Origin of the sequence: Brachybacterium avium (assembly GCF_002216795.1) — a bacterium.
Lineage (GTDB): Bacteria > Actinomycetota > Actinomycetes > Actinomycetales > Dermabacteraceae > Brachybacterium > Brachybacterium avium.
On sequence record NZ_CP022316.1, the window covers coordinates 1627498 to 1654073 of the forward strand.

Annotated in this window: 27 protein-coding genes and 1 pseudogene; 9 read left to right on the forward strand and 19 right to left on the reverse strand. The window is 71.5% G+C overall.

The annotated features are described in order from the left end of the window. Positions 1–153 precede the first annotated feature (153 nt). Positions 154–1026, reverse strand: a complete 873-nt coding sequence (gene fdhD / locus CFK39_RS07335; RefSeq protein WP_089064918.1) for a formate dehydrogenase accessory sulfurtransferase FdhD — start codon at positions 1024–1026, stop codon at positions 154–156. A 100-nt stretch (positions 1027–1126) separates the two neighbouring features. After that, positions 1127–1609: an SRPBCC family protein gene (locus CFK39_RS07340; protein WP_089064919.1), complete on the reverse strand. Its 483-nt coding sequence runs from the start codon at positions 1607–1609 to the stop codon at positions 1127–1129. 177 nt (positions 1610–1786) lie between these two features. Here CFK39_RS07340 and CFK39_RS17155 point away from each other — a divergent pair. Then, positions 1787–1963, forward strand: a pseudogene (locus CFK39_RS17155) (dihydrofolate reductase family protein); the annotation flags it as partial. 110 nt (positions 1964–2073) lie between these two features. Next, a complete protein-coding gene (locus CFK39_RS17160; RefSeq protein WP_275094139.1) occupies positions 2074–2352 on the forward strand; it encodes a dihydrofolate reductase family protein in 279 nt (92 codons plus the stop codon). A gap of 82 nt (positions 2353–2434) precedes the next feature. On the opposite strand, the gene CFK39_RS07350 is transcribed toward CFK39_RS17160, so the two are convergent. The 11 genes from CFK39_RS07350 to CFK39_RS07400 form a co-directional block, all read right to left on the reverse strand. Then, a complete protein-coding gene (locus tag CFK39_RS07350) occupies positions 2435–2923 on the reverse strand; it encodes an SRPBCC family protein (RefSeq protein WP_089064920.1) in 489 nt (162 codons plus the stop codon). A 137-nt stretch (positions 2924–3060) separates the two neighbouring features. Further along, positions 3061–4005 (reverse strand): ABC transporter substrate-binding protein, encoded by a 945-nt coding sequence (locus CFK39_RS07355; protein ID WP_089064921.1) that lies wholly within the window; start codon positions 4003–4005, stop codon positions 3061–3063. A gap of 40 nt (positions 4006–4045) precedes the next feature. Next, on the reverse strand, positions 4046–4717 hold the full coding sequence (locus CFK39_RS07360; RefSeq protein ID WP_089064922.1) for an ABC transporter permease: 672 nt from the start codon (positions 4715–4717) through the stop codon (positions 4046–4048). Beyond that, entirely contained in the window at positions 4714–5364 is a 651-nt protein-coding gene (locus tag CFK39_RS07365; protein ID WP_089064923.1) for an ABC transporter permease, read from the reverse strand. The genes CFK39_RS07360 and CFK39_RS07365 overlap by 4 nt, the downstream gene beginning before the upstream one ends. Further along, complete coding sequence (locus tag CFK39_RS07370; RefSeq protein WP_089064924.1) at positions 5361–6227, reverse strand: ABC transporter ATP-binding protein; 867 nt, start codon at positions 6225–6227, stop codon at positions 5361–5363. The genes CFK39_RS07365 and CFK39_RS07370 overlap by 4 nt, the downstream gene beginning before the upstream one ends. A 144-nt stretch (positions 6228–6371) precedes the next feature. Beyond that, on the reverse strand, positions 6372–7088 hold the full coding sequence (locus tag CFK39_RS07375) for a class II glutamine amidotransferase (protein WP_245822966.1): 717 nt from the start codon (positions 7086–7088) through the stop codon (positions 6372–6374). A 179-nt stretch (positions 7089–7267) separates the two neighbouring features. Beyond that, positions 7268–8101 carry an amino acid ABC transporter permease gene (locus tag CFK39_RS07380; RefSeq protein WP_089064925.1) on the reverse strand — a complete coding sequence of 278 codons (834 nt, stop codon included), beginning with the start codon at positions 8099–8101 and terminating at the stop codon, positions 7268–7270. Continuing rightward, positions 8098–8796 carry an amino acid ABC transporter permease gene (locus CFK39_RS07385; RefSeq protein WP_089064926.1) on the reverse strand — a complete coding sequence of 233 codons (699 nt, stop codon included), beginning with the start codon at positions 8794–8796 and terminating at the stop codon, positions 8098–8100. The genes CFK39_RS07380 and CFK39_RS07385 overlap by 4 nt, the downstream gene beginning before the upstream one ends. 85 nt (positions 8797–8881) lie before the next feature. Then, positions 8882–9865, reverse strand: a complete 984-nt coding sequence (locus tag CFK39_RS07390; RefSeq protein WP_089064927.1) for a glutamate ABC transporter substrate-binding protein — start codon at positions 9863–9865, stop codon at positions 8882–8884. Between the two features lie 117 nt (positions 9866–9982). Next, positions 9983–10768, reverse strand: coding sequence for an amino acid ABC transporter ATP-binding protein (locus CFK39_RS07395; protein ID WP_089064928.1), 786 nt, complete (start codon positions 10766–10768; stop codon positions 9983–9985). Between the two features lie 138 nt (positions 10769–10906). After that, positions 10907–11707 (reverse strand): hydroxymethylpyrimidine/phosphomethylpyrimidine kinase, encoded by an 801-nt coding sequence (locus CFK39_RS07400; protein ID WP_089064929.1) that lies wholly within the window; start codon positions 11705–11707, stop codon positions 10907–10909. 236 nt (positions 11708–11943) lie between these two features. Between CFK39_RS07400 and CFK39_RS07405 the strand changes: the two genes are divergently transcribed. Further along, positions 11944–12465 carry a GtrA family protein gene (locus tag CFK39_RS07405; protein WP_245822967.1) on the forward strand — a complete coding sequence of 174 codons (522 nt, stop codon included), beginning with the start codon at positions 11944–11946 and terminating at the stop codon, positions 12463–12465. A 207-nt stretch (positions 12466–12672) separates the two neighbouring features. After that, the gene (locus CFK39_RS07410; RefSeq protein WP_089064931.1) at positions 12673–13899 is read left to right on the forward strand and encodes an aminotransferase class I/II-fold pyridoxal phosphate-dependent enzyme; all 1227 of its coding nucleotides are present in this window, start codon (positions 12673–12675) and stop codon (positions 13897–13899) included. A gap of 91 nt (positions 13900–13990) precedes the next feature. Here CFK39_RS07410 and CFK39_RS07415 read toward each other — a convergent pair whose 3' ends face one another. From CFK39_RS07415 to CFK39_RS07435, 5 genes are all read right to left on the reverse strand, one after another. Then, positions 13991–14944, reverse strand: coding sequence for a PT domain-containing protein (locus CFK39_RS07415; protein ID WP_089064932.1), 954 nt, complete (start codon positions 14942–14944; stop codon positions 13991–13993). Positions 14945–15156: 212 nt separating this feature from the next. After that, the gene (locus tag CFK39_RS07420; RefSeq protein WP_089064933.1) at positions 15157–17358 is read right to left on the reverse strand and encodes a 3-hydroxyacyl-CoA dehydrogenase NAD-binding domain-containing protein; all 2202 of its coding nucleotides are present in this window, start codon (positions 17356–17358) and stop codon (positions 15157–15159) included. 168 nt (positions 17359–17526) lie between these two features. Beyond that, positions 17527–18231 (reverse strand): hypothetical protein, encoded by a 705-nt coding sequence (locus CFK39_RS07425; protein ID WP_089064934.1) that lies wholly within the window; start codon positions 18229–18231, stop codon positions 17527–17529. Between the two features lie 123 nt (positions 18232–18354). Next, positions 18355–19335 (reverse strand): hypothetical protein, encoded by a 981-nt coding sequence (locus CFK39_RS07430; protein WP_089064935.1) that lies wholly within the window; start codon positions 19333–19335, stop codon positions 18355–18357. A gap of 400 nt (positions 19336–19735) precedes the next feature. Beyond that, the gene (locus CFK39_RS07435) at positions 19736–20188 is read right to left on the reverse strand and encodes a hypothetical protein (protein ID WP_157697099.1); all 453 of its coding nucleotides are present in this window, start codon (positions 20186–20188) and stop codon (positions 19736–19738) included. Between the two features lie 270 nt (positions 20189–20458). Here CFK39_RS07435 and CFK39_RS07440 point away from each other — a divergent pair, with 270 nt between their 5' ends. From CFK39_RS07440 to CFK39_RS07455, 4 genes are all read left to right on the forward strand, one after another. Beyond that, positions 20459–21622 (forward strand): C2 family cysteine protease, encoded by a 1164-nt coding sequence (locus CFK39_RS07440; RefSeq protein WP_089064936.1) that lies wholly within the window; start codon positions 20459–20461, stop codon positions 21620–21622. Further along, positions 21619–21945, forward strand: a complete 327-nt coding sequence (locus CFK39_RS07445) for a hypothetical protein (protein ID WP_089064937.1) — start codon at positions 21619–21621, stop codon at positions 21943–21945. Before CFK39_RS07440 ends, CFK39_RS07445 begins: the two co-directional genes overlap by 4 nt. A 31-nt stretch (positions 21946–21976) precedes the next feature. After that, on the forward strand, positions 21977–23092 hold the full coding sequence (locus tag CFK39_RS07450; protein WP_089064938.1) for a PLP-dependent cysteine synthase family protein: 1116 nt from the start codon (positions 21977–21979) through the stop codon (positions 23090–23092). Positions 23093–23212: 120 nt separating this feature from the next. Continuing rightward, a complete protein-coding gene (locus tag CFK39_RS07455) occupies positions 23213–24145 on the forward strand; it encodes a hypothetical protein (protein WP_089064939.1) in 933 nt (310 codons plus the stop codon). A 44-nt stretch (positions 24146–24189) separates the two neighbouring features. Here the strand turns inward: CFK39_RS07455 and CFK39_RS07460 are convergent, their stop codons facing one another. Next, positions 24190–25464, reverse strand: coding sequence for a DUF2254 domain-containing protein (locus tag CFK39_RS07460; RefSeq protein ID WP_245822968.1), 1275 nt, complete (start codon positions 25462–25464; stop codon positions 24190–24192). Between the two features lie 265 nt (positions 25465–25729). Between CFK39_RS07460 and CFK39_RS07465 the strand changes: the two genes are divergently transcribed. Beyond that, the gene (locus CFK39_RS07465) at positions 25730–26494 is read left to right on the forward strand and encodes a CDP-alcohol phosphatidyltransferase family protein (protein ID WP_245822969.1); all 765 of its coding nucleotides are present in this window, start codon (positions 25730–25732) and stop codon (positions 26492–26494) included. Positions 26495–26576: the final 82 nt, after the last annotated feature.

The window sequence follows — 26576 nt, forward strand, 5'->3', positions numbered from 1 at the left end:
CCTCGGCGACGCGCCGACCCCGCTGCGAGGCACGCCGCGGCCGCACTGCGCCCCCCCGACCATGCCTCCGCCGCGTCGCGGCCCACGCGCCGGCCACGCGCGGCCCACCCGCAGCCCACCCGCGGCCCGCGGCGAGGCCCGTGCCCGGCACGGTCAGCCCTCGGCCGCAGCCAGGTCCAGCCGCTCGGGATGGGTGTACACATTCATACGGCCGTCGCCGTCCTCGGCCGTGCGGGTGAAGCCGATGAGGGTCTGCCCGAACTCCTCGGCCGTCTCCACGGCCAGGGAGCTCGCCGCGGAGACGCAGGCCAGCAGCGGGATTCCGGCCATGCATGCTTTCTGGGCGATCTCGAAGCTGGCGCGGGAGGAGACCAGCAGGAAGCAGTCGCGCAGCGGGAGCCGATCCTCGAGCAGGGCCCAGCCGATCACCTTGTCGACGGCGTTGTGCCGCCCCACGTCCTCGCGCACCACCAGCAGCTCCCCCGTGAGGTCCACGAGCGCTGCGGCATGCACGCCGCCGGTGCGGGCGAACACCGCCTGCTGCCGGTCGAGACCGCGGGCTGCGGCCAGGATCGTGCGCGGGTCCACCTGCCAGTCGTGCTCCAGGACGAAGCGGGACCTCTTCCGCACCGCGTCGATGCTCTCGGCCCCGCACACCCCGCAGGCCGAGCCGGCGGAGAAGTTCCTGCCCGCCAGTGGCAGCAGCTGCGGGCGGGAGGTCGTGAAGTCCATGACGTTGTAGGTGTTCTGCGCGAAGCCGGTCCCGTCATCGATCACGGCTCCGTCGCAGTAGCGGGCCTCGCGGATGTCCTCGCGATGGGCGATCAGGCCCTCCCCGTGCAGGAAGCCGTGGATGAGCTCGACGTCGTGGCCGGGGGTACGCATGGTCAGCGAGAGCTGCTGCCCGTTCAGGCGGATGTCCAGCGGTTCCTCGACGGCGACGTGGTCGCCCCTGCGCCCCGCATACAGCCTGCCCTCACGCACCCGGACGGTGCGGATCCGTGTCGCCTCGGTGACCCTGCCCATCCCCCGAGGATAACCTCCTCACCTGCGACGCGGCCGGAGCCGCCGGGCATCTCCGGCATGTGCCCGGCTCGCCCAGAGCGCGAGGGTCACCCGCGGCCGGTCACCGGCCCTCGGCGAGGGTGCGCGCCACCCCGAGCTGCTGCTCCCAGCCGCGGTAGTTCTCCTCGTAGTTGCGTCGGCGCACCGCGTCGTCGAGCCCCAGCTTCGCGAAGCCCCGCTCCCGCACGGTGAGCCGCACCAGGTTGCGCTTCGCGGTCCCGGCGGGGTCGATGATGAACTCGACGGTGTTGTTCGGGGCATCGGAGATCTCGCCCAGGCCTCCGCCCAGCCAGCGGAACCGGACCCGATACGGCGCCTCGCGGACCTCGACCGCGATCTGGAAGCTGCCGTGCACCGGGTCGACCACCTGGGTGACCGCGCCCTGCCGGGTGATGGTGTGCTCGCGGTACTCGCCGTCGTTGATGAACCAGCCCGGTTCGCTGATGATCGCGAAGACCCTCTCGGCGGTGGCGTGGATCAGCGCGCTGCGCACGATCTCGTCGGGGACGGGACGGTCAGCGGGGAGAACGGATGCATCGGCCATGTCTGAGCTCCTCGGGGTCGGGCTGCGGCCTCATCGCCGCCTCGAGGGAATCCTGACAGACTTCGGGCATCCGGGCGAACGCGCGCCGAATGCGCGGCTCGCCACTGTGGCCTGCCCTGAGGAGTCCCCATGACCCGCCAGCTCATCGTCACCGAGTTCCTCACCCTCGACGGCGTGATGGAGGCACCCGGCGGCGGGGACCACCCGCAGGCCGGATGGACGTTCCAGGGCCTCGAGTTCGTGCCCGAGGCCTACGAGATCAAGGGCACCGAGCAGCAGGAGGCGGGGGCGCTGCTGCTGGGCCGGGCGACCTTCGAGGAGTTCGCCCCGGTCTGGCCGGGGATGGACGAGGAGTTCCGGCTCTACAACCGCATGCCCAAGCACATCGTCTCCACGACGCTCTCCGCCGAGCAGGTCGCGGGGCGGGCTGGGAGAACTGCCAGCTGCTGCGCAGCCTGGACGAGGTGCGCGCGCTCAAGGAGTCCGCGGGCGGGCCGCTGCTGGTGCACGGCTCGGCCCGGCTCGTGCAGTCGCTGGTCGCCGCGGATCTGGTGGATCGCTATCACCTGCTCACGTTCCCGGTCCTGCTCGGCGCCGGAAAGCGGCTGTTCGCGGCCGACGCCCCGGCGCAGCGCCTGGAGCTGGTGCGCTCCGCAGACTTCTCCAACGGTGTGCGCATGGCCGTCTACGACGTCCGGCGGGACTCAGCTCCGGCCGACGCCCCAGCCCCGGCCGACGTCTGAGGTCCGGCGGGCGCCCCGCCGTAGGCCGACGCCCCGGCCCCGGCCGACGCTCGAGAGCGCCGTGCCGGGGACGGAAATCTGATCAGGGCTTGGTGACCGCCGCGGCGAGCAGGTTCAACGACTGCTCGAGGTCCTCCTGCGGGATCATCGGGAAGCCGACGTGCTCCAGCAGCTTCGGATCGGTGACCTTGGACCAGTCGTAGGTCAAGGACACCTCGGTGGAGCCCGCGCCCTGGGGCTTGAGCTCGTAGAGCCACTCCCAGCCCAGCGGCTCGGTCGGCGCGGTGCCGTCCTCCGCCTCGTTGCCCGGCTGCCAGCCGATCATCTTGTTCTCGTCGTAGGCGGTGACGAAGTTGTGGGTGCGGTAGTCGTCGCCCCTGCCCTCGTGATGCATGTTCATCACGAACTTCTCGCCGACCTTGTCGATGCGCTCGGTGTCGTCGGAGTTGCGCACCATGCCGGAGCCGTCGAACTCGTGGTGCCGGGCCGGCAGCGTGAGCAGGTCGAAGATGTCCTTCGCGGGGACGTCGACGGTACGGGTGACGGTCAGGTGGGTCTGATTGCTGTTCATGCTCCCCACCCTGCCGCGCCAGCGGCGAGATGTCACCCGCAGCTCGACCGACCGGTCACCGCTGCTGGTCACAGCGGCCGGCCGGCCCGGATCGCCCGGGCCGACCGCCCCGGGTCAGCGAGGCTCGGCGGTCCCGGTCACAGCAGGCCCTTCTCGGTCAGCCAGCCCTCGGCGATGTCCGCGCTGCTGGCCTGGTCCACGACGCTCTGGCGGTTCAGCTCGACCAGGTCGTCGGCGCTGAGCTGGGCGATGACGCCCTCGATCGCTGCGACGGCGGTCTCGTCGATCTTCTCCGAGACCACGGGCACGACGTTCTGCGGGAGGATCATCGACTCCGGGTCCTCGAGCACCACCAGATCGTTCTCGGCGATGGCGGGGTCGGCGGTGTAGATGTCCGCGAGCTGCACGTCGCCGTCGAGGAGGGCCTGCACGGTGAGCGGGCCGCCGGAGTCCTCGACGGGCACCACGGTCACGTCCACGCCGTAGATCTCCTTCGCCCCCTCGGGGCCGTAGGGACGCACATCGAACTCGCTGTTCGCGGCGATCTTCAGGGCCTCGTCGACATCGGCCAGATCCCCGATCGCGGCCAGCGAGTGGGTGGAGGCGAAATCGGAGGTGGTGGTGTAGGAGTCCTGGTCGGAGGCCTCGGCGAAGTCGAGCACCCGCAGCCCCTCGGGCAGGGCCTCGTCGAGCGCGCTGTGGATCTCCTCGGGGCTGGCGGAGGGGGCGTCGGCGTCGTAGTACTGGAGGAGGTTGCCGAGGTACTCGGGCAGCAGGTCCAGCGAGCCGCTCTCGAGCTCGGGCATGTACACCTCGCGCTGACCGATCTGGTACTGCCGGTCCACGGTGAATCCCTCGGCCTCGAGGGCCTGGGCGAACAGCTCGGCGATGATCTCGTTGGAGTAATAGGCCTGGGAGCCGATGGCGAGGGTGCCGGCACCGGAGCCGCCGTCGGAGGCACCGCCGCCCTCCTCGCCGCCCTCCTCGAAGGGATCGGAGCTGCCGCAGGCCGCGGCGCCGAGAGCGAGGGAGCCGGCGCCGAACACGCCGAGCAGGTGGCGGCGGGTGCTGTGAATGGTCATAGGAGGTCTCCTGAAGTGCGAGGGGTGGAGGGGGCGCGGGTCATGAGGCTCGCGCCCCGCGCGGTGTGGACAGTCGCTGCGCGAGCAGCAGGGTCAGGTCCAGGACCAGGGCGAGTGCGATCACCAGCAGTGAGCCGGCGATCATCTGCGGGTAGTTCTGGGAGCCCAGTCCCTGGAAGATGAATCGGCCCAGTCCGCCGCTGCCGACGTAGGCGGCGAGCATGGCGGTGGCCACCACCTGGACGGTCGCCCCGCGGAATCCGCCGACCAGCAGCGGCATGCCCAGCGGGATCTCCACCCGGGTGAGGATCTGCCACTCGGTCATGCCCTGGGCGCGGGCGGCATCGACGGTCGCGGGATCTGCGGATTCGACGGCGGAGTAGGCGCCGGCCAGCAGGGACGGGATCGCGAGGATCACGAAGGACAGCAGCGGGGCGGTGAGGCCGATGCCCACCAGCAGCGCGAACAGGGTCACCAGGCCCAGGGTCGGCAGGGCGCGGGCGGCGCCGGCCGCCGCGACGGCGACGGTCTTGAAGCGGCCCGTATGGCCGACGTACAGGCCGAGGGGCACGGCCAGCAGCGCCGCGACCAGCACGCCGAGGGCGGTGTAGCCGAGGTGCTCGAGGGTGCGCAGCGGGATGCCGTCGGGGCCCGTCCAGTGCGTGGCATCGCCGAGCCAGCGCAGTGAGCCGAGGAAGGGGCTGTCGGTCATGGCGTGCCCACCCCCTGCCGACGGGCCCAGGGCATCACCGCGCGGCCCAGCAGCACCAGCAGGGTGTCGGTGAGCAGGGCGAGCACCACGGTCGCGACGATCCCGGCGGCGATCTCGGCGAGGATCCCGCGCCGCACCCCGTCCACGAACAGCATGCCCAGGCTGGGAACGCCGAGCACGCCGCCGACGGTGACCAGCGAGATGGTGCTCACCGCGACCACTCGCACCCCGGCCAGCAGCACGGGCCCGGCCAGGGGGAGCTCGACCTGGAAGAAGCGCGCCCGGGGCGCGTAGCCCTGGGCGGTGGCGGAGCCGAGCACGTCACGGCTGACGGAGCGGAAGGCGTCGGCGGCGGCGGGGACCATGAGCGCGAGCCCGTACAGCGACAGCGCGACCGCGATGTTCAGCGGGCTGCGCACGCCGGTGCCGATCAGGCCCGGCAGCAGCACGAACAGCGGCAGCGAGGGGATCGCGTACATCAGCGAGGAGGTGGTGGTGACCGAGGTGCGCAGCCAGCCGCGGGAGTTGGCGAGCTTGGCCAGCGGGAGCGAGAGCAGGAAGGCCACCAGGATCGGGGGCAGCGCCTGCAGCAGGTGGGCGCCGGTGTACCCGGCGATGACGTCGAGGTTCTCGAGCACCCAGGTCACGAGGACCCCTGCTGTGTCACAGCGTCGGCTGCGTCGGCAGGTCGGTCGTCGCCCGCGGCGAGCACGCCGGCCGGCCGCCCGTCGGCGTCGACCACCACATCGCGGCCGTCGACCCGTTCGACGTGCAGGGTGCGCGCTCCGCGGTCCGCACCGACGAAGCTGGCCACGAAGTCATCGGCCGGGTCGGCGAGGATCTCCTGCGGGGTGCCGACCTGCGCGATGATCCCGCCGGGTCGGAGGATCACCACCCGGTCGCCGAGCAGGAACGCCTCGTCGATGTCGTGGGTGACGAACACGATCGTCTTGCGCAGGTCGCGCTGCAGGTGCTGCAGCTCCTGCTGGAGCTCACGGCGCACGATCGGATCCACCGCGCCGAAGGGTTCGTCCATCAGCAGGATGTTGGGATCGGCGGCGAGGCCGCGAGCCACCCCGACGCGCTGCTGCTGACCGCCGGAGAGCTGGGAGGGATAGCGCCCGGCGAGCGCGGCGTCCAGGCCGACGATCTCCATCAGTTCGTGGGCGCGGGCGCGGGCCTCGCGCTTGGTGGTGCCGCGCAGCACGGGCACGGTGGTGATGTTGTCCAGCACGGTGCGGTGCGGGAGGAGGCCGGAGGCCTGCATGACGTAGCCGATGCTGCGGCGCAGCTGCACCGGGTCCAGCGCCGCCACGTCGTCGCCGTCGATGTGGACGCGTCCGGAGGTGGGGGCGACCATGCGGTTGATCATCCGCATCAGCGTGGTCTTGCCGGAGCCGGAGGTGCCGACCAGCACCACGGATTCGTGGGAGGCGATCTCGAGGCTGAAGTCCTGCACCGCGAGCGTGCCGCCCGGGTACTCCTTGCGCACGTTCTCGAATCCGATCACGGGGCCTCCCAGCGGGGTCGGTCCGACGAGCGATCACTGCCGGGGCTCCACCCTATCCAGACCGCCGCCCCGATGGACGCTGCCACGGCCCGCGGATCAGCCGGTCCGCGCCCGGTGCGGGGCGTCGGCCCGACCGGGCCGGGCTCAGGCGGGGAGCTCCGCCAGCCGGGGCCGCAGCGTCACGCCCAGGTCGCTGCGGCCCACCACCAGCGCCTGCCCCTCCCCCACCTCGAGGTATGCCGTCTGCGGGATGCCGGTCGAGGCGACGATGACCCGGTCCGCGTCGATCCGGTAGCGCAGCGAGTAGTTGTCGGCGGTGTGGTGGGGGCGGGCCTGTGCCGGATCGGACTGCTGATAGGCGACCAACAGGTCGGGGGTCATGTACAGGCAGTTCAGCGCCTCCGGCACCCGGGTGCCGTACTCCAGGCTCAGCGCGGTGAGCTCCGCAGCGGCACGCTGCACGGCGGTCGCCGCATCGGTGTCCCGGGCGTGCAGCTCGATGAGGGAGAAGAAGAGCTCGGAATCGGTGGTGCCCTCCGGGGTGCGGCCGCCCCGGGCGAGCACGGCCTCGCGCAGCCCGGGCGGCAGGTCGAACTGGCCGTTATGGGCGAAGACTGTCTCCCCCTCGCGGAAGGGGTGGGTGTTGGCGATCTGCAGCGGCGAGCCGGGGCTCGCCTTGCGCAGGTGGATCAGCATCAGCGGGCCGGTCGCCGCATGCACCGCCGCGCGATAGGCGGTCGACTCCCGGGCCACGTCCAGGCGGCGGCGGATCTGCGGACTGCGCGGATTGCCGAGCGCCCCAACGGACCCGCCGGCTCCCGGCCGAGACTGCTCGCCGTCATCCGTCTGGAACCAGGCCACCCCCAGCCGTCGCCGTGCACTTCGGACTGGGCGGTGAACGGCTCGATCTCCTCGGCCACGGCCTGGTCCAGGGAGATGGATTCACGGGAGACGACGCCGAGCAGGCGGCACATGGGCAGGACCAGCTTTCATGGAGAAGCGGAAGTGGAGGGGCGCAGACGCGCCGTGACGGGCGCGGTTCAGCTCGCCGCGGCGCGGGCCTTCATCCGCGCATCGAGCGAGAGCGCGATGCGGGTGAGCAGGAGGTTGATGACGATGTAGATGACAGAGACGACGAGATAGGTCTGCACCAGGTAACGGGTGATGGAGACCAGCGTCTTGCCCTGGAACTGCAGCTCGTTGTAGCTGACCACATAGCCGAGGGTGGAGTCCTTCAACAGGGTGACCAGGGCGAGGATCAGGCTGGGCAGCACCAGACGCACCGCCTGCGGCAGCACCACGTACACCAGCGAGTCGCGGCGGCTGAGGCCGATCGCGTCGGCGGCCTCGTGCTGACCGATGTCGACGGCCCTGATGCCGGCGCGGAACACCTCGGCAGTGGTCGCGCTGGAGACCAGGATCATCGGGATCACCAGCATCCAGAATCGCGGGAAGGTGACGCCGAAGGCCGGCAGCGCCAGCAGGAAGGCGTAGACGACCAGCAGCATCGGGATGCCGCGGAAGAACTCGATCCAGGTCACGGCGACGGAGCGCAGCAGCAGGAAGCGCGACAGCCGCGCCAGCGCCAGCAGCAGCCCGAAGGGGAAGGCGATGACGGCCGCGAGCGCGGTGACCTTCAGCGTCCCCCAGAGCCCGTGGCCCAGGAACGCGAGGTAGTCCGCGCGCAGGTAGACGACCCACTTGTTCGGATCCAGCTGGCCGTTGGCGTGGAACTGCCACAGCGCCCCGGCCAGCAGCGCGGCGATCAGGACCACGCTGAGGATCGACAGCAGCAGGATGCGGCGCCGCCCCTTGGGGCCGGGCGCGTCGAAGAGGACCTGGGTGGCGGTGGACGAACCAGCGGTCGCGCTCATGCCTGTGCCCCCGCCGTGACGTCCAGCGCGGCGCGACCGCTCGAGCGGTCCTTGCCGCCCGGGGCGACGGCCCGCTCGATGACCCCGCCGAGCGCGGCCCCGCCGAGGGAGAGGAGCAGATAGACGGCGCCGGCGATCATGAACATCAGCACCGCCTGGGCGTAGCGGATGTTGAGGGTCTGGGTGACCCAGGTGACCTCCTGCACCGCGATGGCCGAGCACAGCGCAGAGCCGATCACGGTGCCGATGAACACGTTCACCAGCGGCTGGACCATGCTGCGGAAGGCCTGCGGGAGCACCACGAAGCGCAGCGTCCCGAAGAAGCCGAGGCCGATCGAGCGGGCGGCCTCGGCGTGCCCGACCGGGACCGTGTTGATGCCCGAGCGGACGTTCTCGCAGACGAACGCGGCCGAAGAGAGGGTCAGCCCCAGCACCCCGCACCAGAAGTAGGGCAGCAGAAGGCCGACGTCGGGCAGGCCGAAGGCGATCAGGATCAGCAGGCTCAGCAGCGGAATGTTGCGGAAGATCTCGACGTACACCGTGGCGGCACCGCGCAGCGGCGGAATCGGGCTCACCCTCGCCACCGCCAGGACGGTGCCCAGGATCAGCGCGAACGCGTAGCCGAGCACGGTCAGCGCGATCGTGGTCCCGATGCCCTGCGCCAGCAGGGGGAGGTTCTCGCGGATGGCGTCCATCAGGTGCCTCTCGGTGCGGTCGGCGGTGGCCGACGGGGAGCGCGCAGCCGCCCGCTCCCCGTCGGCGTCGGTCGCGTGCTGGGGATCAGACGGGCAGGTCGCCGGGCACGGGCGGTTCGGGGGCCTCGCCGTCGATGACCTCGCCGACGGTGGCGGTCCACAGCGACTCCCAGGAGCCGGAGTCGATGATCTCCTGCAGGAAGGTGTTGCAGAAGTCGAGGGCGTCCTCGTTCTCCTGCGACAGACCGATGCCGTAGGGGTCGTCGACGAAGGGCTCGCCGACCACGACCACGTCGGGATCCGCCGCGGAGTTGCCCAGCAGCACGCCCTGGTCCAGGACGTACGCATCGGCACGGCCCTGCTTCAGCGCGGCCACGCAGGACTCGTTGTCGGGGAGGGTCTGCACGTCAGCGGGGTCGGTGACGTTCTCCTCGATAGCCTGGATACCGGTGGAATTCGCCTGGGTGACCAGCTTCAGCCCGGTGAGGTCCTCGGGGCCGGAGATGGTGTCCTTGTCCTCGGCGCGCACCTGGATCGAGGTGCCCGAGAGGTAGTACGGGCCGGCGAAGTCGATGACCTCGAGGCGTTCGGCAGTGATCGAGTAGGTCGCGATCACGCAGTCCACGGTGTCGTTCTGGACCATGGTCTCGCGGGTCTCGACGGTGGTGTCGATGTACTCGACCTTCTCCTCGCCGCCCTCGCCGAGGATGTACTTGGCCAGCAGCTGGGTGATCCCGGCGTCGAAGCCGGTGGGCATCCCGCCGGTGGTCGAGGCCAGGGAGAACACCTGGTTGGCGACGGTGCCGCCGCGGACCAGCTGGCCCTTCTCCTTGATGGCGGTGGCCCAGGCGCTCGCGGCGATCACGTCGTCGGCGGCGACGGGGCCGGAGGCGAGGGCGTCGGCCTGGGGCACCGAGTCACCGTCGCCCTCGTCCCCGCCCTCACCACCGCCGAGATCGGGGCCGTCGCCGGTGTCGGAGGAGCAGGCGGCGAGGCCGAGCAGCGGGAGCGCGGTGGCAGCGGCGGCGACGACGGCGCGCCGGCCGGGTCGGAAGGTGGTGGGGGTCATGGGGTCTCTCCAGTTTCTCGAGCCGCTCCGGGAGGGGCGGCGGATCAGGTTCGGCGGGTGCCGGGCAGGTCGGTGGCGGAGCAGGTCGGTAGCGGGCGGTGCACGGAAGCAGCCACGTCAGTGGGCGAGGATCTTGGACAGGAAGGCTCGGGCCCGGTCGGTGCGCGGAGCGGTGAAGAACTCCTCGGGCTCGCCCTGCTCCACGATCTCCCCCTGATCCAGGTAGACCACGCGGTCGCAGACATGCCGGGCGAAGCCCATCTCGTGGGTGACCACGAGCATCGTCATCCCCTGCTCAGCGAGCTCGGTCATGACGTCGAGGACCTCGTTGATCACCTCGGGGTCCAGCGCCGAGGTGGGTTCGTCGAAGAGCATCGCCTTGGGTCTCATCGCCAGTGCCCGAGCGATCGCGACGCGCTGCTGCTGGCCACCGGACAGCGCGGTGGGCAGGGAGTTCGCCTTGTCGGCCAGGCCCACCCGCTCGAGCAGCTCCCTCGCCTGCTGGTCGGCCTCCGGTTTGGAGATGCCGCGCACCCGCCGCGGACCGAGCGTGACGTTGTCGATCGCCTTCAGGTGCGGGAAGAGGTTGAAGCTCTGGAACACCATGCCGACGTCGGCCCGCAGGCGGGTGAGGTCCCGGCCCTCCTCGGGCAGCCGTTCACCGTCGATGGTGATCTCTCCGGAGGTGATGGTCTCCAGCCGGTTCAGGCACCGGCACAGGGTGGATTTGCCCGACCCGGAGGCACCGATCAGCGCGACCACCTCACCCCGGTGGATATCCAGGTCGATGTTCTTCAGGGCCTGGAAGTCGCCGAAGAACTTGTCGACGCCACGGGCGGAGATGAGAGCTTCCCCGATGCTCTTGGCCGGGCGCGGCTCCCGGGGCGGACTGGTGTCGGTCATCCCCCGAGAATGCGGTGCGACGCGCCATCTGTCCACATCGCGGCACCATTGACCGCATGTCGGAACGCTTTCGTGATCAGGGTTCACACTGCCGGGCGGGGCGCATGGCTCGCTGCCCGCCCCGCCCGGCACACACGGTCAGGCGCGGTAGGCACCCTGGTACACCGCGTCGAAGGGTGTCGCACCCTCCTGGCGGTGCTCGATCGAGCTGGTGACGACGGCCTTCGCGGTCCGGGCGGCCTCCAGCGGGGTGGCGCCCTTGGCGAGCTCGGCGGTCACCGCGGCGGCGAGGGTGCAGCCGGCGCCGGAGACGCGGTGCTCCCCGATCTTGGGGCTGCGCAGCTCGACGGTCTGCTCACCGTCGTAGAAGACGTCCACCGCGTCCTCGCCCTCCAGCACCACCCCGCCCTTGGCGAGCACGATCACGCCATAGGTGTCGTGGATGCGCCGCGCGGCCTCGGTGAGGTCCTCGACGGAGTCGATCCGCTCCATCCCGGAGAGGGTCAGCGCCTCGAAGTGGTTCGGGGTGACGAAGGTGGCCAGCGGCAGGATCTTCTCCTTGAGCGCGGTATCGGTGTCCAGCGCGGCGCCGGGCTCCTGCCCCTTGCAGATCAGCACCGGGTCGAGGACCACGTTGGTGAACGAGCGTTCACCGAGCGAGGCGGCGACGGTGTCGATGGTGGCGGGGGTGCCGAGCATGCCGATCTTCACGGTGTCGATGTCGTGGACGGCAGTGGTCGTCTCGATCTGGTCGGCGATCACCTGCGGGTCCAGGGGTACGAAGCGGTGGCCCCAGTCGTTCTTCGGGTCGAAGGACACGATGCAGGTCAGCGCCGCGGTGCCGAAGGTTCCGAGCTGGTGGAACGTCTTCAGATCGGTCTGGGCCCCGGCGCCTCCGGTGGTCTCGGAGCCGGCGATGGTGAGGGCGACGTGGGTCATGAGGGCCTTCCGTGGAGATGTCGTCGTCGGTGCCGCGCGCTCCCGGTCCCCTCGGGCGGTGCCGTCGGGGCCGTCGCAGCGGCGATGACCGGACGCTCCCAGGGCCGGGATCCTCGAGGGACCCGCCTGCCCGTCGCCGCGGTCCGGCCGCGCGCTCCCAGGATCCGGTGCCGAGAGGCACCGATCCGTCACAGCGGCCGAGGCCCGATCCTATCGCCTCCGGTACAGTGCCGGGCGTGCTGACGCCGGACCAGACGAAGCAGGAATCCCCTGTCGCCCCCTCCCCGAAGGGCACCTCCCTGCGCGCGCGCACCTCCGCGATGACGAAGGAGCATCTGCGGCCGACGACGCTGTTCCTGCTGGTCGGCGGAGTCGTGTTCCTGCTGGATACCGCGATGTACAACCTGCTGGTGTTCTGGAGCCCGAGCCAGGGCTGGGGCGCGGGGCTGATGCACGGCAATCCGCTGACCGCGAAGCTGCTCACCATCGCCGTCGCCTCCTGCCTGACCTATCTGGGCAACCGACTGTGGACCTTCAGCGACCGGCCGCGACCGGACACCCGCCGCTCGATCATGCTGTTCATCCTGCTGAACCTCATCGCCGCCGGACTGCAGCTGTGCTGCCTCGCCTTCTCCCGCTACGTGCTGGGCCTGGACTCCGTGCTGGCGGACAACATCTCCGGCACCCTCATCGGGCAGATCGTCTCGACCTCCTTCCGGTACGTCACCTACGGCCGTCTCGTCTTCCCGAAGCGCTGATACCCGACGCGCTGGGCCGCGCCGCCCCGTCCGCCGATCGTCAGATTTCGTTCCGGATCCACCCCGGAAGTGGTTCATTTCCTGACAGTTTCGCGCTGCGCGGCGCGGGGTGCGGCTGCGCGGCTCTGCGCCGTGCGGCTACGCACCGCACGACCCCCTGCCACGGTAGACCTCCCAGCCTCGCCCGTCTCTGACAGACTCGATGCCATGGAGACCACCGGCCCCTGGACCCGTGCCGCCGCCGCTGCCGGCCTGCTGAAGGGCGGGCGGGCGCGCCCCAGCGTGTTCGCGCAGATGTCCGCGCGCGCCCTCGCGCACGACGCGCTGAACCTCGGGCAGGGCTTCCCCGATGATCCCCCGCCCGTCGCGGTCGCCGAGGCGGCGATCGAGGCGATACGGCAGGGCCGCAACCAGTACCCGCCCGGCATCGGGGAGGCGGGGCTGCGGGAGGCGATCGCCGAGCACCAGTCCCGCTTCTACGGGCTGAGTTGGGATCCGGCGGACGAGGTGCTGGTGACCACGGGCGCGACCGAGGCGCTGGCGGCGACGATCCTGGCCCTGGTCGAACCTGGTGATGAGGTGATCACCCTCGAGCCGTTCTACGACCAGTACGCGGCGATCATCGCCCTGGCCGGCGGGATCCACCGCACGGTGCCGGTCACCTCCAGCACCGACGCCGGATCGGGGGACCTGGTGCTGGACGTCTCCCCGGAGGCGCTGCGCGGCGCCTTCTCCGAGCGCACTCGCCTGGTGCTGGTGAACACCCCGCACAACCCCACCGGGATGATGCTGCCCGCGGAATCGCTGCAGGCGATCGTCGACGAGGCGGTGCGCCACGACGCCCTGATCGCCACCGACGAGGTCTACGAGCACCTCACCTTCGGCGCCGCCCACCAGCCGATCGCCGCCCTGCCCGGTGCGCAGGACCGCACCGTCTCGATCTCTTCGGCCGGGAAGACCTTCTCGGTCACCGGCTGGAAGATCGGCTGGATCACCGCCCGGGCGGAGCTGATCACGGCGATCACCGGGGTGAAGCAGTGGCTGACCTACTCCTCCGGGGCACCCTTCCAGCCCGCCGTGGCGGTGGGGCTGGGCATGCCGCGATCAGCCTTCCAGGAGCTGGCCGCGGATCTGCGCGAACGCCGGGACCTGCTCACCGACGGGCTGCGCGAGATCGGCTTCCGGGTGAGCGTGCCCGCGGCCGGCTACTTCACGGTCGCCGATGCCGGGCCGCTCGGGGAGCCCGCCGCCGACGCCCTGGCGGAGCGGCTGCCGACGGAGGCCGGGGTGGTGGCGATCCCGCTATCCGCCTTCTACCGCGACGGCGACGCCGGGGAGGCGAGCGCCTATCTGCGCATGGCGTTCTGCAAGAGCCGCGCGACCATCGAGCAGGCGCTCGAGCAGCTCGACGCCTGGGCGACGCCGCGGCGCTGAGCAAGCGCCTCCCCGCCGGATGCGCTCACGGCCCGCCCTCCTCCTGGACAGGAGTGGGGGCGGGCCATGAGCGCGGGGCGGGGCGAGGGCCTCAGGTGGCGCTGACCCAGGACTCCTCCCCGCCGAAGTCGAACAGGGCACCCACGGTGAAGTGTCCGGACTCGATCTCGGCGGAGGGCACGATGATCCCGTAATCCCAGGTGGCGCTGTCGCCGTCGTAGAGGGTGTCGGTGTAGATGACGCTCTGCGGGGTCAGGGCGCCCTCATCGGTGTAGGTCCCCCCGGCCTCGGAGCGGTAGTCCAGGGTGAGCAGCAGGATCGGCTCCGCCGTATCCTCGCCGTGGTAGGTGACCGTGACCGGGACCAGGATGTAGGTCTGGTTCTCGGAGACCTCGGTGTTGCCGGAGCTGGCGTCCATGACCACCTCGGTCGCATCCCAGTCGATCTCGCCGATCGTCACGTCGAGGGTCCCGCCCTCGCCGTCGTCGATGGTGAACTCCTGGCCGAGGGCGTAGGGGTCGTCCTCGGTTCCGGAGCCATCACCCGCCGGCTCCTCGCTCGGCTCATCCGTCGGCTCGTCGCTCGGCTCATCCGTCGGCTCGTCGCTCGGCTCGTCGCTCGGCTCATCCGTCGGCTCATCGGTCGGTTCGTCGGTCGGGTCCTCGCCGCCCTCGGTGGTGGTGGTCTCCCCGCCGCCGGTGGGTTCCCCGCCGCTGCGCGCGAACAGGAAGATCCCTCCTCCCACGACGATCAGCAGCAGTGCGAGCAGCGCACAGCCGGCGCAGATGAGGATCGGGACCTTGTACGACTTCTTCGGCGCACCGCCCTGGGGCGTGAAGCCCTGCCCTCCCCCGTCGCCGAAGCTCGGTGCGAAGGCTCCGCCCTGACCGTAGTCGCCGTTCGCGGAGCTCGGCCCGGTCCCCGGCGCGCCGAAACCGTGCGGGGACTGTCCCTGTGCGCCGTACCCTCCGTTCGCCGACGACTGGCCGTAGGGATCTCCGGAGGGCGGCTGCTGGCCCCATCCGTTCTGCGGTGGCTGCGACATGTTCTGTTCCGGCGCCGAGTGCGACGCCGTCCCCTCTCTCTCCTGACACGACCTGCTGCGGTCGAGCCCCCTGGGCCCGTGCGCCACATCGTACGGGGCACCCAGCCGGCATTCAGGGATCTCGCCTCCCCTTCCGGTCACGTCCGGTCAGGAAGCATCCCGCCCCGGGACCCGAGGGAGGTCGGGGACCGGGACGGGAGCAGCCCGACCCCTCAGCCGCGGCCGGTGAACATCTCGCCGTGGAAGGTGCGGCCGGCCGCCCGCTGCGAGGCGCCGGAGGAGTCGAGGTACGGGGTGACGCCGCCGCGGTGGCGGGGGAACCCGGCACCCAGGATCAGCGCGAGGTCCACCTGCTCGGGGCGCTCGACCACACCCGACGCGAGCATCAGCGCGATCTCCTCGGCCAGCCCGTCCTGGACCTTCTCCAGCAGCGCATCGCCGACCGGGGCCGTCGCGGCGGCGGGATCCGTCCCGAACACCTCGGCGACCGCAGGCGAGACCGTCGGGTGCACGGAGGTCTTGCTGCGCTCGGTGAAGCGGGCCTGCTTCTCGACCATGGCGCTCAGCCCCGCAGAGGCGTGGAAGCGGTCGCCGAGCTCCGCGGCGAGCACCTGGCCCACGTGATCGGCGACGGCGAGGCCCACCAGGTCCAGCAGTGCGAAGGGGCGCATCGGCAGGCCGAGGGCGTCGAGGGAGGCATCGACCTCCGCCGGATCCGCTCCGGCGTCGACGGAGGCCAGGACCGCGCCGAGCACCCGGAACAGCAGGCGGTTGACGATGAAGCCGGGAGCGTCCGCGCTGCGCACGGCGAACTTCTTCAGGCGGCGCACCACCTCGAGGCCGGTGGCGAGGGTCGCCTCGTCGGTGGCCGCGGTGTGGATCACCTCCACCAGCGGCATCTTGGCGACCGGATTGAAGAAGTGCAGGCCCACGACACGCTCGGGGTGGGCGAGCTCCTCCGCCATCCGCGCCACCGACAGCGAGGAGGTGTTGGTGACCAGCAGGGCGTCCTCGGCCAGGACGCTCTCGAGCTCGGCGAAGACGGACTGCTTGATCGCGAGCACCTCGGGGACCGCCTCGAGCACGAGGTCGCAGCCCGCGAGGTCCTGCAGGTCCGTGGTGGCCGAGAGGTTCTCGGCGATCTGCGTCGCCGCGGCCTCGTCGAGCATCCCTCGGGCAGCGGTCTGGGAGATCACCTCGCGCGCGGCGGCCAGCCCCTTGGAAGCAGTCGCCGTGTCGAGGTCGCGCATCACCACGGGGACCTGCAGGCCCAGTGCCAGCTGCGCGGCGATCTGCGAGGCCATCAGGCCCGCGCCGGCCACGCCCACGCGCCGGATCTCACGAGCTCCCTCGACGGGGGCACGGCCGGGCTTGCCGCGGCGCAGCAGCTCGGCGGAGTACATCGAGGCGGCGGCCGCATCGCTGCGCACCAGCTCCTCCAGCGCGGCGCCCTCCCGGGCGAGGGCCTCGGAGAGGGTGGAGCCGGGCAGCGCCTGCAGCAGCGCGAGCGCACGGCCGACGGCAGGTGCTCCCTGCACCTCGAGCCGGGAGGCCCAGGTACGGCGGGTCTCCGCGCTGCCATGGGCGGCGTCCAGGGCGTCGAGCAGTGCCTCGGCCTCGGGGGTGTCGACCCCGGGCAGCGGCGCCTCGCGCCCGGCCCAGGCGCCCGGGGCGTCGGCCGGGGCACCGGCGACGGTCGCGGCGAGCGCGGGATCGACCACGTCGGCGTCGGTCTCCTCGAGGTCGACATGGGCGGCGACCAGGGCTGCGAACTGGTCCAGCGCCTCCTCGAGGTCGTCGGCGAGCTCGTCGACCAGGCCCTCCTCGAGGGCCTGCTCGGCGCGCAGCTGCTTGTCACGCGCCGGGTCCTCGAGGATCATCCGCACGGCGGTCTCCGCACCGACGACGGACTGCAGCAGGGTGGTGCCGCCCCAGCCGGGCAGGATGCCGAGGCTGGTCTCCGGCACGCCGACGCCGCGCACGTCGGGGGCGGCGGTGCGGACATCGGCCATCAGCGCGACCTCGAGCCCGCCGCCGAGGGCGACCCCGTTGAGGTGGGCGAGCACCGGCACGGGGCTGGTGCGCACGCGGATCTGCAGGTCGTGGGCGGCGCGGGTCATGCCCTCGACGTGGGCTGCCGCGGTGGGGTCGGCGAACATCGACAGGTCGGCACCGGCGAGGAAGACCCGCCCGGTGCCGGTCATGGCGATGGCCTGGATCTCTCCGGCCTCGGCCCGGTCCAGGGCGGTCGCGATCGCGCCGGTGACGGCCTCGATCGAGCGGGGCCCGAGGGTCGCGGGGCGGCGCTCCTCCCCCTCCGGCGGTGCGAAGGTCAGCACGGCCACGGTCCCCAGGCCCGGATGCTCGCGGTCCTCGGTGAGGACTCGGGTGACGTGCTCGGTGTAGCTGCTCATCAGTGACCTTTCGCGATCTCTTCGTCGAGGGTGGGCGCCGCCCCACAGTTGCCTGATACTGCGGGTTTCATATAGATCATGCCTCAGACCGGGCTCGGGTGTCCACCGGGCTCGGGCATCCTCGGGATCGGCCGTCGCGGCGCGGGCGCGGAGATCCGCACCTCGCCCTCAGACCGCGTCGACCCAGGCGCCGGCGTCGACGTCCCGCACGACGTCATCGAACACGAAATGGCCTCCCGCCTCGAGGCCCGCCGGGACCTCGAAGCAGAACTCCGCGAGGAAGCCGCCGTCCTCGGCGACGCCCCGCTGCCCGATCAACTCGTCGTGGCCCGGGGTGACGCGGTAGCTCCGTGCGTACTCGGTGCCGTCCTGCGCCACGTACGTCACGTTCGCCCAGTTGCCGGCGCCGATGCCGTCGAAGCCGTCCCCGTGGTAGGCCCCCTCCACCGTGAGCAGGAGGTATCTGTTCCCCTCCCGCGGCTCCTCGTTGAAGGAGTTCGCCTCATGGATCTCCTCGGTCGCGTCCCAGTCCACCTCCGTGACCGTCACCTCCACCTCGCCCCCGAGAGCGGTGGAGCGGAGCGGGAAGGTGCTGCCGAGGGGGACGGCGGAATCCGCACCCGCCGGCGTCTTGTCGAGGACCGTCGGCTCCTCGGCGGGAGGCGTGCCGTCGGTGCTCTCCGCCCTGCCCTCGCCGTCGACGACCGGGGTGCTCCCGCCGTCCTGCAGCGCGCGCACGCCGAAGAAGCCACCGACGCCGAGCAGCAGGCCCGCGATCACGGAGAGGCAGCCGACGGCGGCATAGAAGGAGGTGCGCGGGCGGCGCGGCACGGCGGGCCCCGGCAGCGGGACCGTGGGCGGCGTCTGGTGCATGGCTGTGCGCGGCGCGGCGGCCTGTCGGCCCCTCGCGCCGGACCCCCCTTCTCGGACGAAGCTGCGGCGCGGCTCCCCCGCGCCTGCGATCACGCTAGCCCACGCAGGTGCCGGCGCCGGGGCTCAGGCGGCCGCGAAGTAGAGGATCTCGCCACTGAAGGTCTCCACGCCCAGCCGGAAGTCGTCGACCTCGCCCTCAGGGACCACGAAGGCGCTGTGGAAGCGAGCGGTCTCCCCGTCCTGCAGCGGGCTGATGGCCTTCATCGGGTCGGCGACCAGGCCATCGGCGACATCCGGGAAGTAGGTGAGGTCGGATTCCCCGGTCAGCCACAGCTCCTCGGCGGGGGCGAGCTGTCCAGGCCCGTCGTAGCGCACCTCGTAGGTCGCCAGCACCAGCCGGTAGCCGTCCTGGACCACATCCCGCCCGTCGGCCCTCGGGACGGTCGCCTCGAGGTCGACCTCGAGCGCGGTGACGCTGAGGGTCCCCTCGGTCCAGGCCGTCCAGCTCACGGTGTGCTCGCCGACGGTCGCCGGGTCGTCGTAGCCGCCGGTCCCATCGGTCACCTCCCGTCCCGTGGAGTCGGTGACGGTTCCCGGCTCGCGCTCCGGGGAGGTCGACGAGGCCGGTCCGTCGGAGCTCTCCTCCTCGGTGGACGGCTCGGCGAGGGGTGCCGCGGGGTCTCGTGAGGTCATCCGTTCGATCCCGCCGAGCACGAGCGCGATCGAGGCCACCAGCGCCGCCGCCTGCACGATGACGATCGCGACGATGGCCCAGGCGGGCAGGGCACCGCGGCGCGGGCCGGGAGTGGTCTGCTCCGGCTGCGGGTCATAGGTGAAGGCCGGGGCGCCGTACGGGCCGGCACCCTCGAAGGCCCCGAACGGCGACCCCTGCGCCTCGGGCCCGCGAGCGTCCCGGTCCGTGGCGAGCACTCCCGGATCGGGCCCGGCGGCGGTCGGATCGCCGTCGCGACCCGTGGGCCCGTCGGCCGCGGCGCGGCGGTGGTCGGGCAGGCGGTGATCGGGCAATGCGAGCGGCTCCGGCTCGGACGGGGCGGAGCTGTCCTCCCAGTCATAGCCGGAGGGTGCCTGCCGTCCCCGCGTCATGGGGCGAGCATACGGCGCGCAGTCGCGCCGGGATCCTCACCCCGGTACGGCAACAGCAGGGAAGCCCCCGCCCGTGGGGCCACCCATGACTTCGACGAGGGACGCACCGGCATCAGCGCCCAGGTATGCACGAGTCCCGAAGAACGCACCGAGGGCGAGCAGGAGCACGAGCACCAGCAGTGCGACGCCCACGACCGCCGGTCGGGGCCTGCGAACATTCCGCGGCGCATCCGGCGCGGGGTGCTGATGATCCTGCGATCGTCGCCGGTCGGAGGGCTGTGAAGGCTGGGTCATGAGCGTCCGGCACGCAGGGCCGGGTCCTTTCACACGGGGACGCGCACGCCGGGGTCCGGCGCACGAGGCCACGTTATCGGAGTACGCCGCCGAGCACCGCTGCGGCTCAGAGACCCAGTGCGCTCTCCGTGCAGGTCTCCGTGTCGATCAGCGTTCCGCGGAGCGAGAGGCGGCCCTGCTCGTCGAGCACCAGCTCGGTGCCATGCCCGTCGTGGGTGGAGACGCTGTAGAGCGCGCCGGAGCGCGACGGCGCCCCGAGATCCTCGAAGCCGTGCTCGGCCAGCACCGGGTCCAGCCGTGCCGCGATCTCGTCCCAGCCCCCATCGCCGGAGACTCCCGCGAGGGTCCCCTCCGCCTCCCACACACCCGGCGAGTAGCGGCAGCGGCCGTCCTCCTCCCGGACGGTCCGCTGCGTCGGGTTCAGGACCCACTCCTGTGCCGAGAGCTCGGCGGTGAGATCCTCGGCCACCGCGTCGTAGTGGGCGACCGCACCCTCCGCCGGAAGCGGCTCACCTGCCGCGGTGCAGCCGACGGCGCACAGTGCGAGCGCCGTGAACACTGTGACGCGTCCTGTGACGCGTCCGGTCCTGTGCGACGCGCGCCTCGCGCGCTCCCGGGGCGCGGTGCTCCGTCCCATGCCCTCTGCCCCCTCGTCTCCAGTTCGTACTCCCGCGGACCGGTGCCCGCCGCCCGCGGGCCCGCAAGCCCTGTTCGATGGCCGCGTTCGACGGCGGCGTTCGATGGCCCCGTTCGATGGCGGCGCGGGTGCCCGCCTCGGTAGTGTGCATGATAGGGGTCACCGGGGGAGGTGACGGAGAGGGGTGCACCTATGACCGGATTTCTCGGGGCCGATCCGGAGCAGCTCATCGCGCTCGGCCGCACGATGGAGCGCCACGGCGAGCGCCTGCAGGATCTCGGCGGAAGTCTCGATGCCGCGGCGCGGGCCATGATCTGGAGGGGTGCGGATGCCGAGGCATTCCGGGACGCTCTGGCACCACGGGTCGTCTCGTCGCTGGCCGACGAGGCGATCCGGTTGGGCAGCGGTGCGCGAGACCTGTTCCGCCATGCGGCCCAGCAGGATGCGGTCTCGAGCATCGACGGCCGCGGGGACAGCGCGCGCTACTCCGAGCTGCTCGGCGGAGAATCCTGGTCCGACGTCATCAACTGGGCGCAGGACGTCTGGGAGAAGACGCCCTTCGACGACCCGATGGCGATCGAGGACCTCGGCGGCCGGTACATCGACAGTCCGGAAGGGGCAGGTTTCGTCCCCGGGGACGTCGACCTCTCCGCGGAGGCGATCGGCGAGCAGCGCATGCGGCAGGGAAGCCTCGGCGACTGCTGGCTGCTCGCCGCACTGATGGCCACCGCGCAGTCGGACCCGCAGTTCCTCGCCGACAACATCACGCTGCGGGACGACGGGACGTGGGACGTCACGCTGTACGAGGACGGCCAGCCCGTCGTGGTCAATGTGTCGCCGGAGCAGATCGCCCGTGACGGGGCCCGGGTGGAGACGATGGGCGACCGCGAGGAGAACGACGGGTCGAACGACTGGGACAACGACGAGCTCGGGTTCATGTCGATCTACGAACAGGCGGCGATCAACCACCTGGGACCGGACTACGAATCGGTGGTCGCCGACACCCCTGCTGCCGGCCTCGAGCTCGTCACGGGCGCCGATGCCGGCAGCTCGGACATCCTCTCCTGGGGTGGGCAGCCGTCGATCGAGCAGCTCGGGGCCGCCCTCGACGAGGGTCGGCCGATCACCGTGATGACCGATCCGCTCATGCCGTTCCGCGGTGACCTGTCCAGTGCGCACGTCTACCAGGTGACCGGCGTCGATGCCGCGAACGGTGAGGTCATCCTCGCCAATCCCTGGGGCGACGGGGCGAGCATGCCGGGCGAGGTCCGGGTGCCGCTGGACGTCTTCTACGGCAACAACATCGTGATGACCGGGGTCGGCGCCCCGAGTGAGCAGTTCGGAGGGAACGGATGAACGACGAGGCTCTCCCCACCGCGGACGCGACGACGCGCCGGGTACGGCTGACCGCACGGGTGCCGCTCGGGCAGGCCGTGGTGGGCTGCACCGGGGCGAAGATCGACCCGACGACCGGGCGACCCCATGCCGCGCTCGACATCACCGACGGTGACGGCACGCAGCGCCTGCTGGAGGTGACGTCGGCGGACGAGATCGCCCTGAGCACGGGCACGCTGCACGTCGTGCAGATCCATCCGTGGGATCCGCCTCGCTCCGCCGGCGTGGTCCTGCGGTGGGTGCCCCACCAGCAGACTGACGGCGCGGCGGCGGCCTCGGGCTGAACGCCTCGTCGAGTCCCGGTACCGTCATGGCATGGACGACGAGGCGAAGCTCCTGAACCAGCTCGAGGACGTGGACCGCAGCGATGACGCGCTGCGGGCCTGGGTGTCCGAGCGGATCCACCGGCTGGAGGCCGACGGCAGGCGCAGCGCCGACACCCACCTGGTGCGCGTGGACCTGCCGTCGAGCTGGGACATCCAGCTCTACCTCAAGGACGAGTCGACGCACGCCTCGGGCAGCCTGAAGCATCGACTGGCCCGCTCGCTGTTCCTGTTCGCCCTGGTCAACGGCCAGCTGCGACCGGGGATGCCGGTGATCGAGGCGTCCTCGGGCTCGACCGCGGTGAGCGAGGCGCATGTGGCAAGGATGCTCGGCATCCCCTTCGTCGCGGTGATCCCGCGCGGCACCAGCACCCGCAAGATCGCGCTGATCGAGGCGGCCGGCGGGCACTGCCATGTGGTCGAGGGCGCGGAGTCGATGAGCCGGGAGGCGCAGCGGCTGGCCGATGAACAGGGCGGGCTGTTCATGGACCAGTTCACCCACGCCGAGCGGGCCACCGACTGGCGGGGCAACAACTCGATCGCCGTCAGCGCGCTGACACAGCTGGAGCTGGAACCGCATCCGGTGCCGCGCTGGATCGTGGTGGGGGCCGGTACCGGCGGGACCAGCGCGACCTTCGGACGGCTGCTGCGCTACCGCAACCTGCCCACCTCGCTGTGCGTGGCCGACGTCGAGAACTCCGCCTTCTTCGAGGGCTGGGTGCAGCAGGATCCGACGATCACCACCGACCAGGGCTCGCGCATCGAGGGGATCGGCCGCCCGCAGGTCGAGCCGAGCTTCGTTCCCGGCGTGGTGGACCGGATGATCCGGGTGCCCGATGCGGCCTCGATCGCCGCGACCCGATACCTCTCGGAGCACCTGGGCCGGCGCGTCGGCGCCTCGACCGGCACGAACCTGGTCGCCGTCGCCCGTCTGATCACGCAGATGCGCGAGCGCGGCGAGACGGGCTCGGTGCTGACCCTGCTGTGCGATCCCGGGGATCGCTACTCCGACACCTACTTCGACGACGACTGGGTCGCCGCTCAGGGCTGGGAGCTGGGCCCGTGGCAGGATGCGCTCGCCCGGATGCTGCCGTTGGGGAGCCGCTGACCGCGCTCGGTCGCGGATGCCACGGCGGCCGGTGGGGACCACTCCCCATCGCCCCCTCGCCCCACCCTCCGTACGCTGACCACACGCGGCTCGGGGGAGCCGGATCTGAGGAGTGGACCCATGCCACGCACGAAACGGACGGGCGCAGCAGCGCTGCTCGCCGCACTCACGTTGGCGGTGGGTGCATGCACCGGGGCGGAGGTCGTTCCCGTCACGAGCCCGACGACCCCGGGACCGACGGCGGCCTCGACACCCGGCGCGCTCTCGAATTCGGAGCAGGCGGAGATCGATCTCGCGACGACGGATGTCATCACCATGATCGTTCCAGCCGTGGACCCCGGTGGCAGCTACGGCGAGATCCTTTTCGTGGTGACCGAGGACTCGTTGACGAGCAGCTACACCCTGCGCGACGGCACCGTCCTCTACTCGGTCCCGAGAACGATCTCGGCGGCAGACCGGGAGCACCTCGAAGGGGCCGTCGAGGCCTATGTGGCCACCGCCCCCAGGCAGCGGGGTCCGCAATGCCCCCACGGAGCCGCCGGCACGGTCGAGATCTCCGGATCGGTCTCCCACCTGTCCGAGGCCTCACCCTGCACCTCCGAGAGCCCGATGAACGCGCTCTGGAACGCCGCGCATGAGCTGCAGGACGACGACGTGGCGCAGCTGGGCCACCCGTATCAGCACTCATCGGTCGAGATCCGCCCCTGGGAGGGGGACGGTCCCGACGAGTCAGTCCCGGCCGAGAGCTACTCGCTGAGTCCATCCGGCCACCAGGACGAGATGACCATCCGGGCTGAGAACACCCCGCCCGGATGGGGGCGGACCCTCGTTCCCGGCCCCGGGGACGAGGAGACCAGCCTCGCCGCCGGAGGGGCGGGCACCGTGCTGACCGCCCTCAACGACGTGCTCCTGGACGAGGACCCGGTGCGCTGCGAGGACCCGGCCGGGGAGGTCCGGATCCTCGGCAGCGGCACCCCGGAGCTGGTGCGGACCGTCCGCCTCTGCCCCAGGAACGAGCCCGAGGTGCTGGTCGACGCGCTGCGCGCTCTCTGAGTCATATCGTCAGCGCCAGGTCAGCGGTGGCAGCTCCAGTCCGTTCATGCCCTCGCCCGCACGTCTCGGGACCCTGGAAGGTCACCACCCTGCTCAGGGCCCTCCCCTCCCCTGTGGTCCGCCCCCGCGTCGGAGTCGGAGACCGCGTGGCCCGTCGGCTCCGCCAGGCGCTCGAGAGCCTGACCGAGTCGGGGTCGGTAGCGGTCCAGGGCCACGTCCTGGAGGTCCTCCAGCATCGCTCTCAGGCGGCGGGGGACCTGCACGGAGCCCTCCCCGTAGTGGCTGATCTCGTCGACCGCGAGGGACAGGTGGCCCTCGATCGACTGCGGTCGGTGCACGACCCGCACCCGGCCATCCTCGTCGGCGATGTATGGGCTGGGAGACTGGCGGCGCACCAGGTGCCTCAGCACCCGGTGCAGCTCGTCGATGACCTTCACCGCCGTGGTGGGGTCGTTGATGCCGGGCGACAGCGCCCGCTCGGCGATGTCGACCAGCTGACGGATCCCGAATCCGACGTCCTGGTGCATCTGTCGCTCATGGCCGAGGGTGATCGTGCTCCACAGCCTCGCGCGGTCGGCCTCCTCGAGCTGCTCGGTCCCCCAGACACGGAACAGGTGCTGTCCCTCGGCGAGGAACTGCCCCACCTCGCGGTCGATCAGCACCACCACGTCGAGCCCGCGGGCCAGCTCCACCAGCCGCTCGTAATCCACCTGAGTGATGACCCCGTGCACGTCCTCGGTGGAGACCGCCACCCGGGGCGTTCCCGGATCGGGCGACCAGGTGGGTCCGAGGCCCGTCCCCTCATCCTCCTCGGTCCCCGGGTACAGCGCTTCGGCGAGCTCCAGCGAACGGTCACCGATACGGGAGATCACGTGGGAGACCTGGATGGACGTGGTGATGTGGTGGATGAACGCGAGGAAGCAGCCCACACTCGCCAGCACCAGCAGGAACGCCAGCGTCACGGAGGTCTTGGGGACGAATTCGCCGGTGTTCCCGTACTCTCCGCGCACCGAGCGCGTGACGGCCAGCGCGAACACGAAGCTCGCGATGAACACACCCAGCGTGAACTGAGTGATGCGGCTCTCCAGGAAACCTCCCAGCACGCGCGGGGTGAACTGGCTGCTGGCCAGCTGCAGGATCACCATCGTGATCGAGAAGACCAGACCGGTCATCGAGATCATCCCGGTGGCGATGGTGCCGAGAAGTCCGCGGGCGCCGTCGGGACCGCCCTGGAACACATAGGGGAGGTTCACATCGAGCGCCTCCTCCAGCTGGGGGAGCCCCACTCCCAGCACCACGGCCGCGATTGAGCACGCCACGGGGATCGCCCAGAACGGGCTCCATAGCCGACCCCACCAGGACTGCCTCGTCACGTTCGGTGTGCGGCCGCGTGCACGGGCGGTAGACCGGCCCTGTTCCATACGCTCTCCCGGTGCATCCGGCGACCACTCAGGGCGTGCCGCCCACGTCGGAGTCGATCGTAGACGGTCCGGACGGTGTCGTCCGCCATCCTGATCAGTGGCCGCGCAGACGGCGGGGACGCGGTGCGGCGTGCCACGATCCTCCTCGCACTACGCTCGCCCGATGACGACGACGCCGCCCCATAGCACTCCCTCGCGACGCCTGCGACGGGTGGTGCCGGTGCTGGCGATGCTCGTCCTCGGCCAGCTGGCCGCCGCGATCGTGATCCTCCTGCTCGCCGCCCCCGTCTCCGTGCCGCTCGCCGCCGTCGCACTCCTGTGCGCGCCGGCCCCGGCCCTGGTCGCGGCCTCGACCCTGCGGCCGCGCGCCCCCGGCGAGGTGACCCTCGCGGATCTGTTGACTCTGCTGCGACACCTGGCGACCGGCGCGTTCGCCGCCGCGACCGTGCTCGTCCTCGGCGAGGTGCTGACCGCGCGGTCCTGGCCGCTCGCGATCCTCATCGCGGCTGCGCTCGCCTCCGACGCGCTCGACGGCCCGGTCGCGCGGCGCACGGGCACGGCAGGTGTGGTCGGCGCCCGGATCGACATGGAGGCCGACGCCGCGCTGATCCTGGTGCTCTCGGTGCTCGCGGCCACCGTGGTGGGTCCCTGGACGCTCGCGATCGGGCTGATGCGCTATGCCTACGTCGCGGCGTCCTTCGTACGGCCTGCGCTGCGCCGCCCGCTGGACTTCAGTCAGTTCCGGCGGGTGACCGGCGGGTTCCAGGGCGTCGCCCTGCTCACCGCCATGGTGCCGGCGATCCCCCGAGAGGTGGCCGCGGGCATCGTGGCCACCGCGCTCGCACTGCTGATCGTCTCGTTCGGCCGGGACGTCATCGCGCTCGAACGTGCCGAGGCGGCCGAACGGGAGGATTCCTACCACCGGTGAGCGGCACGCCGCCGTGGCGCACCACGCGGTTCTCGAGCAGGATCCCAGGCCGAGAGGTCGCTCGAGTCCGAGCCGACCCGTC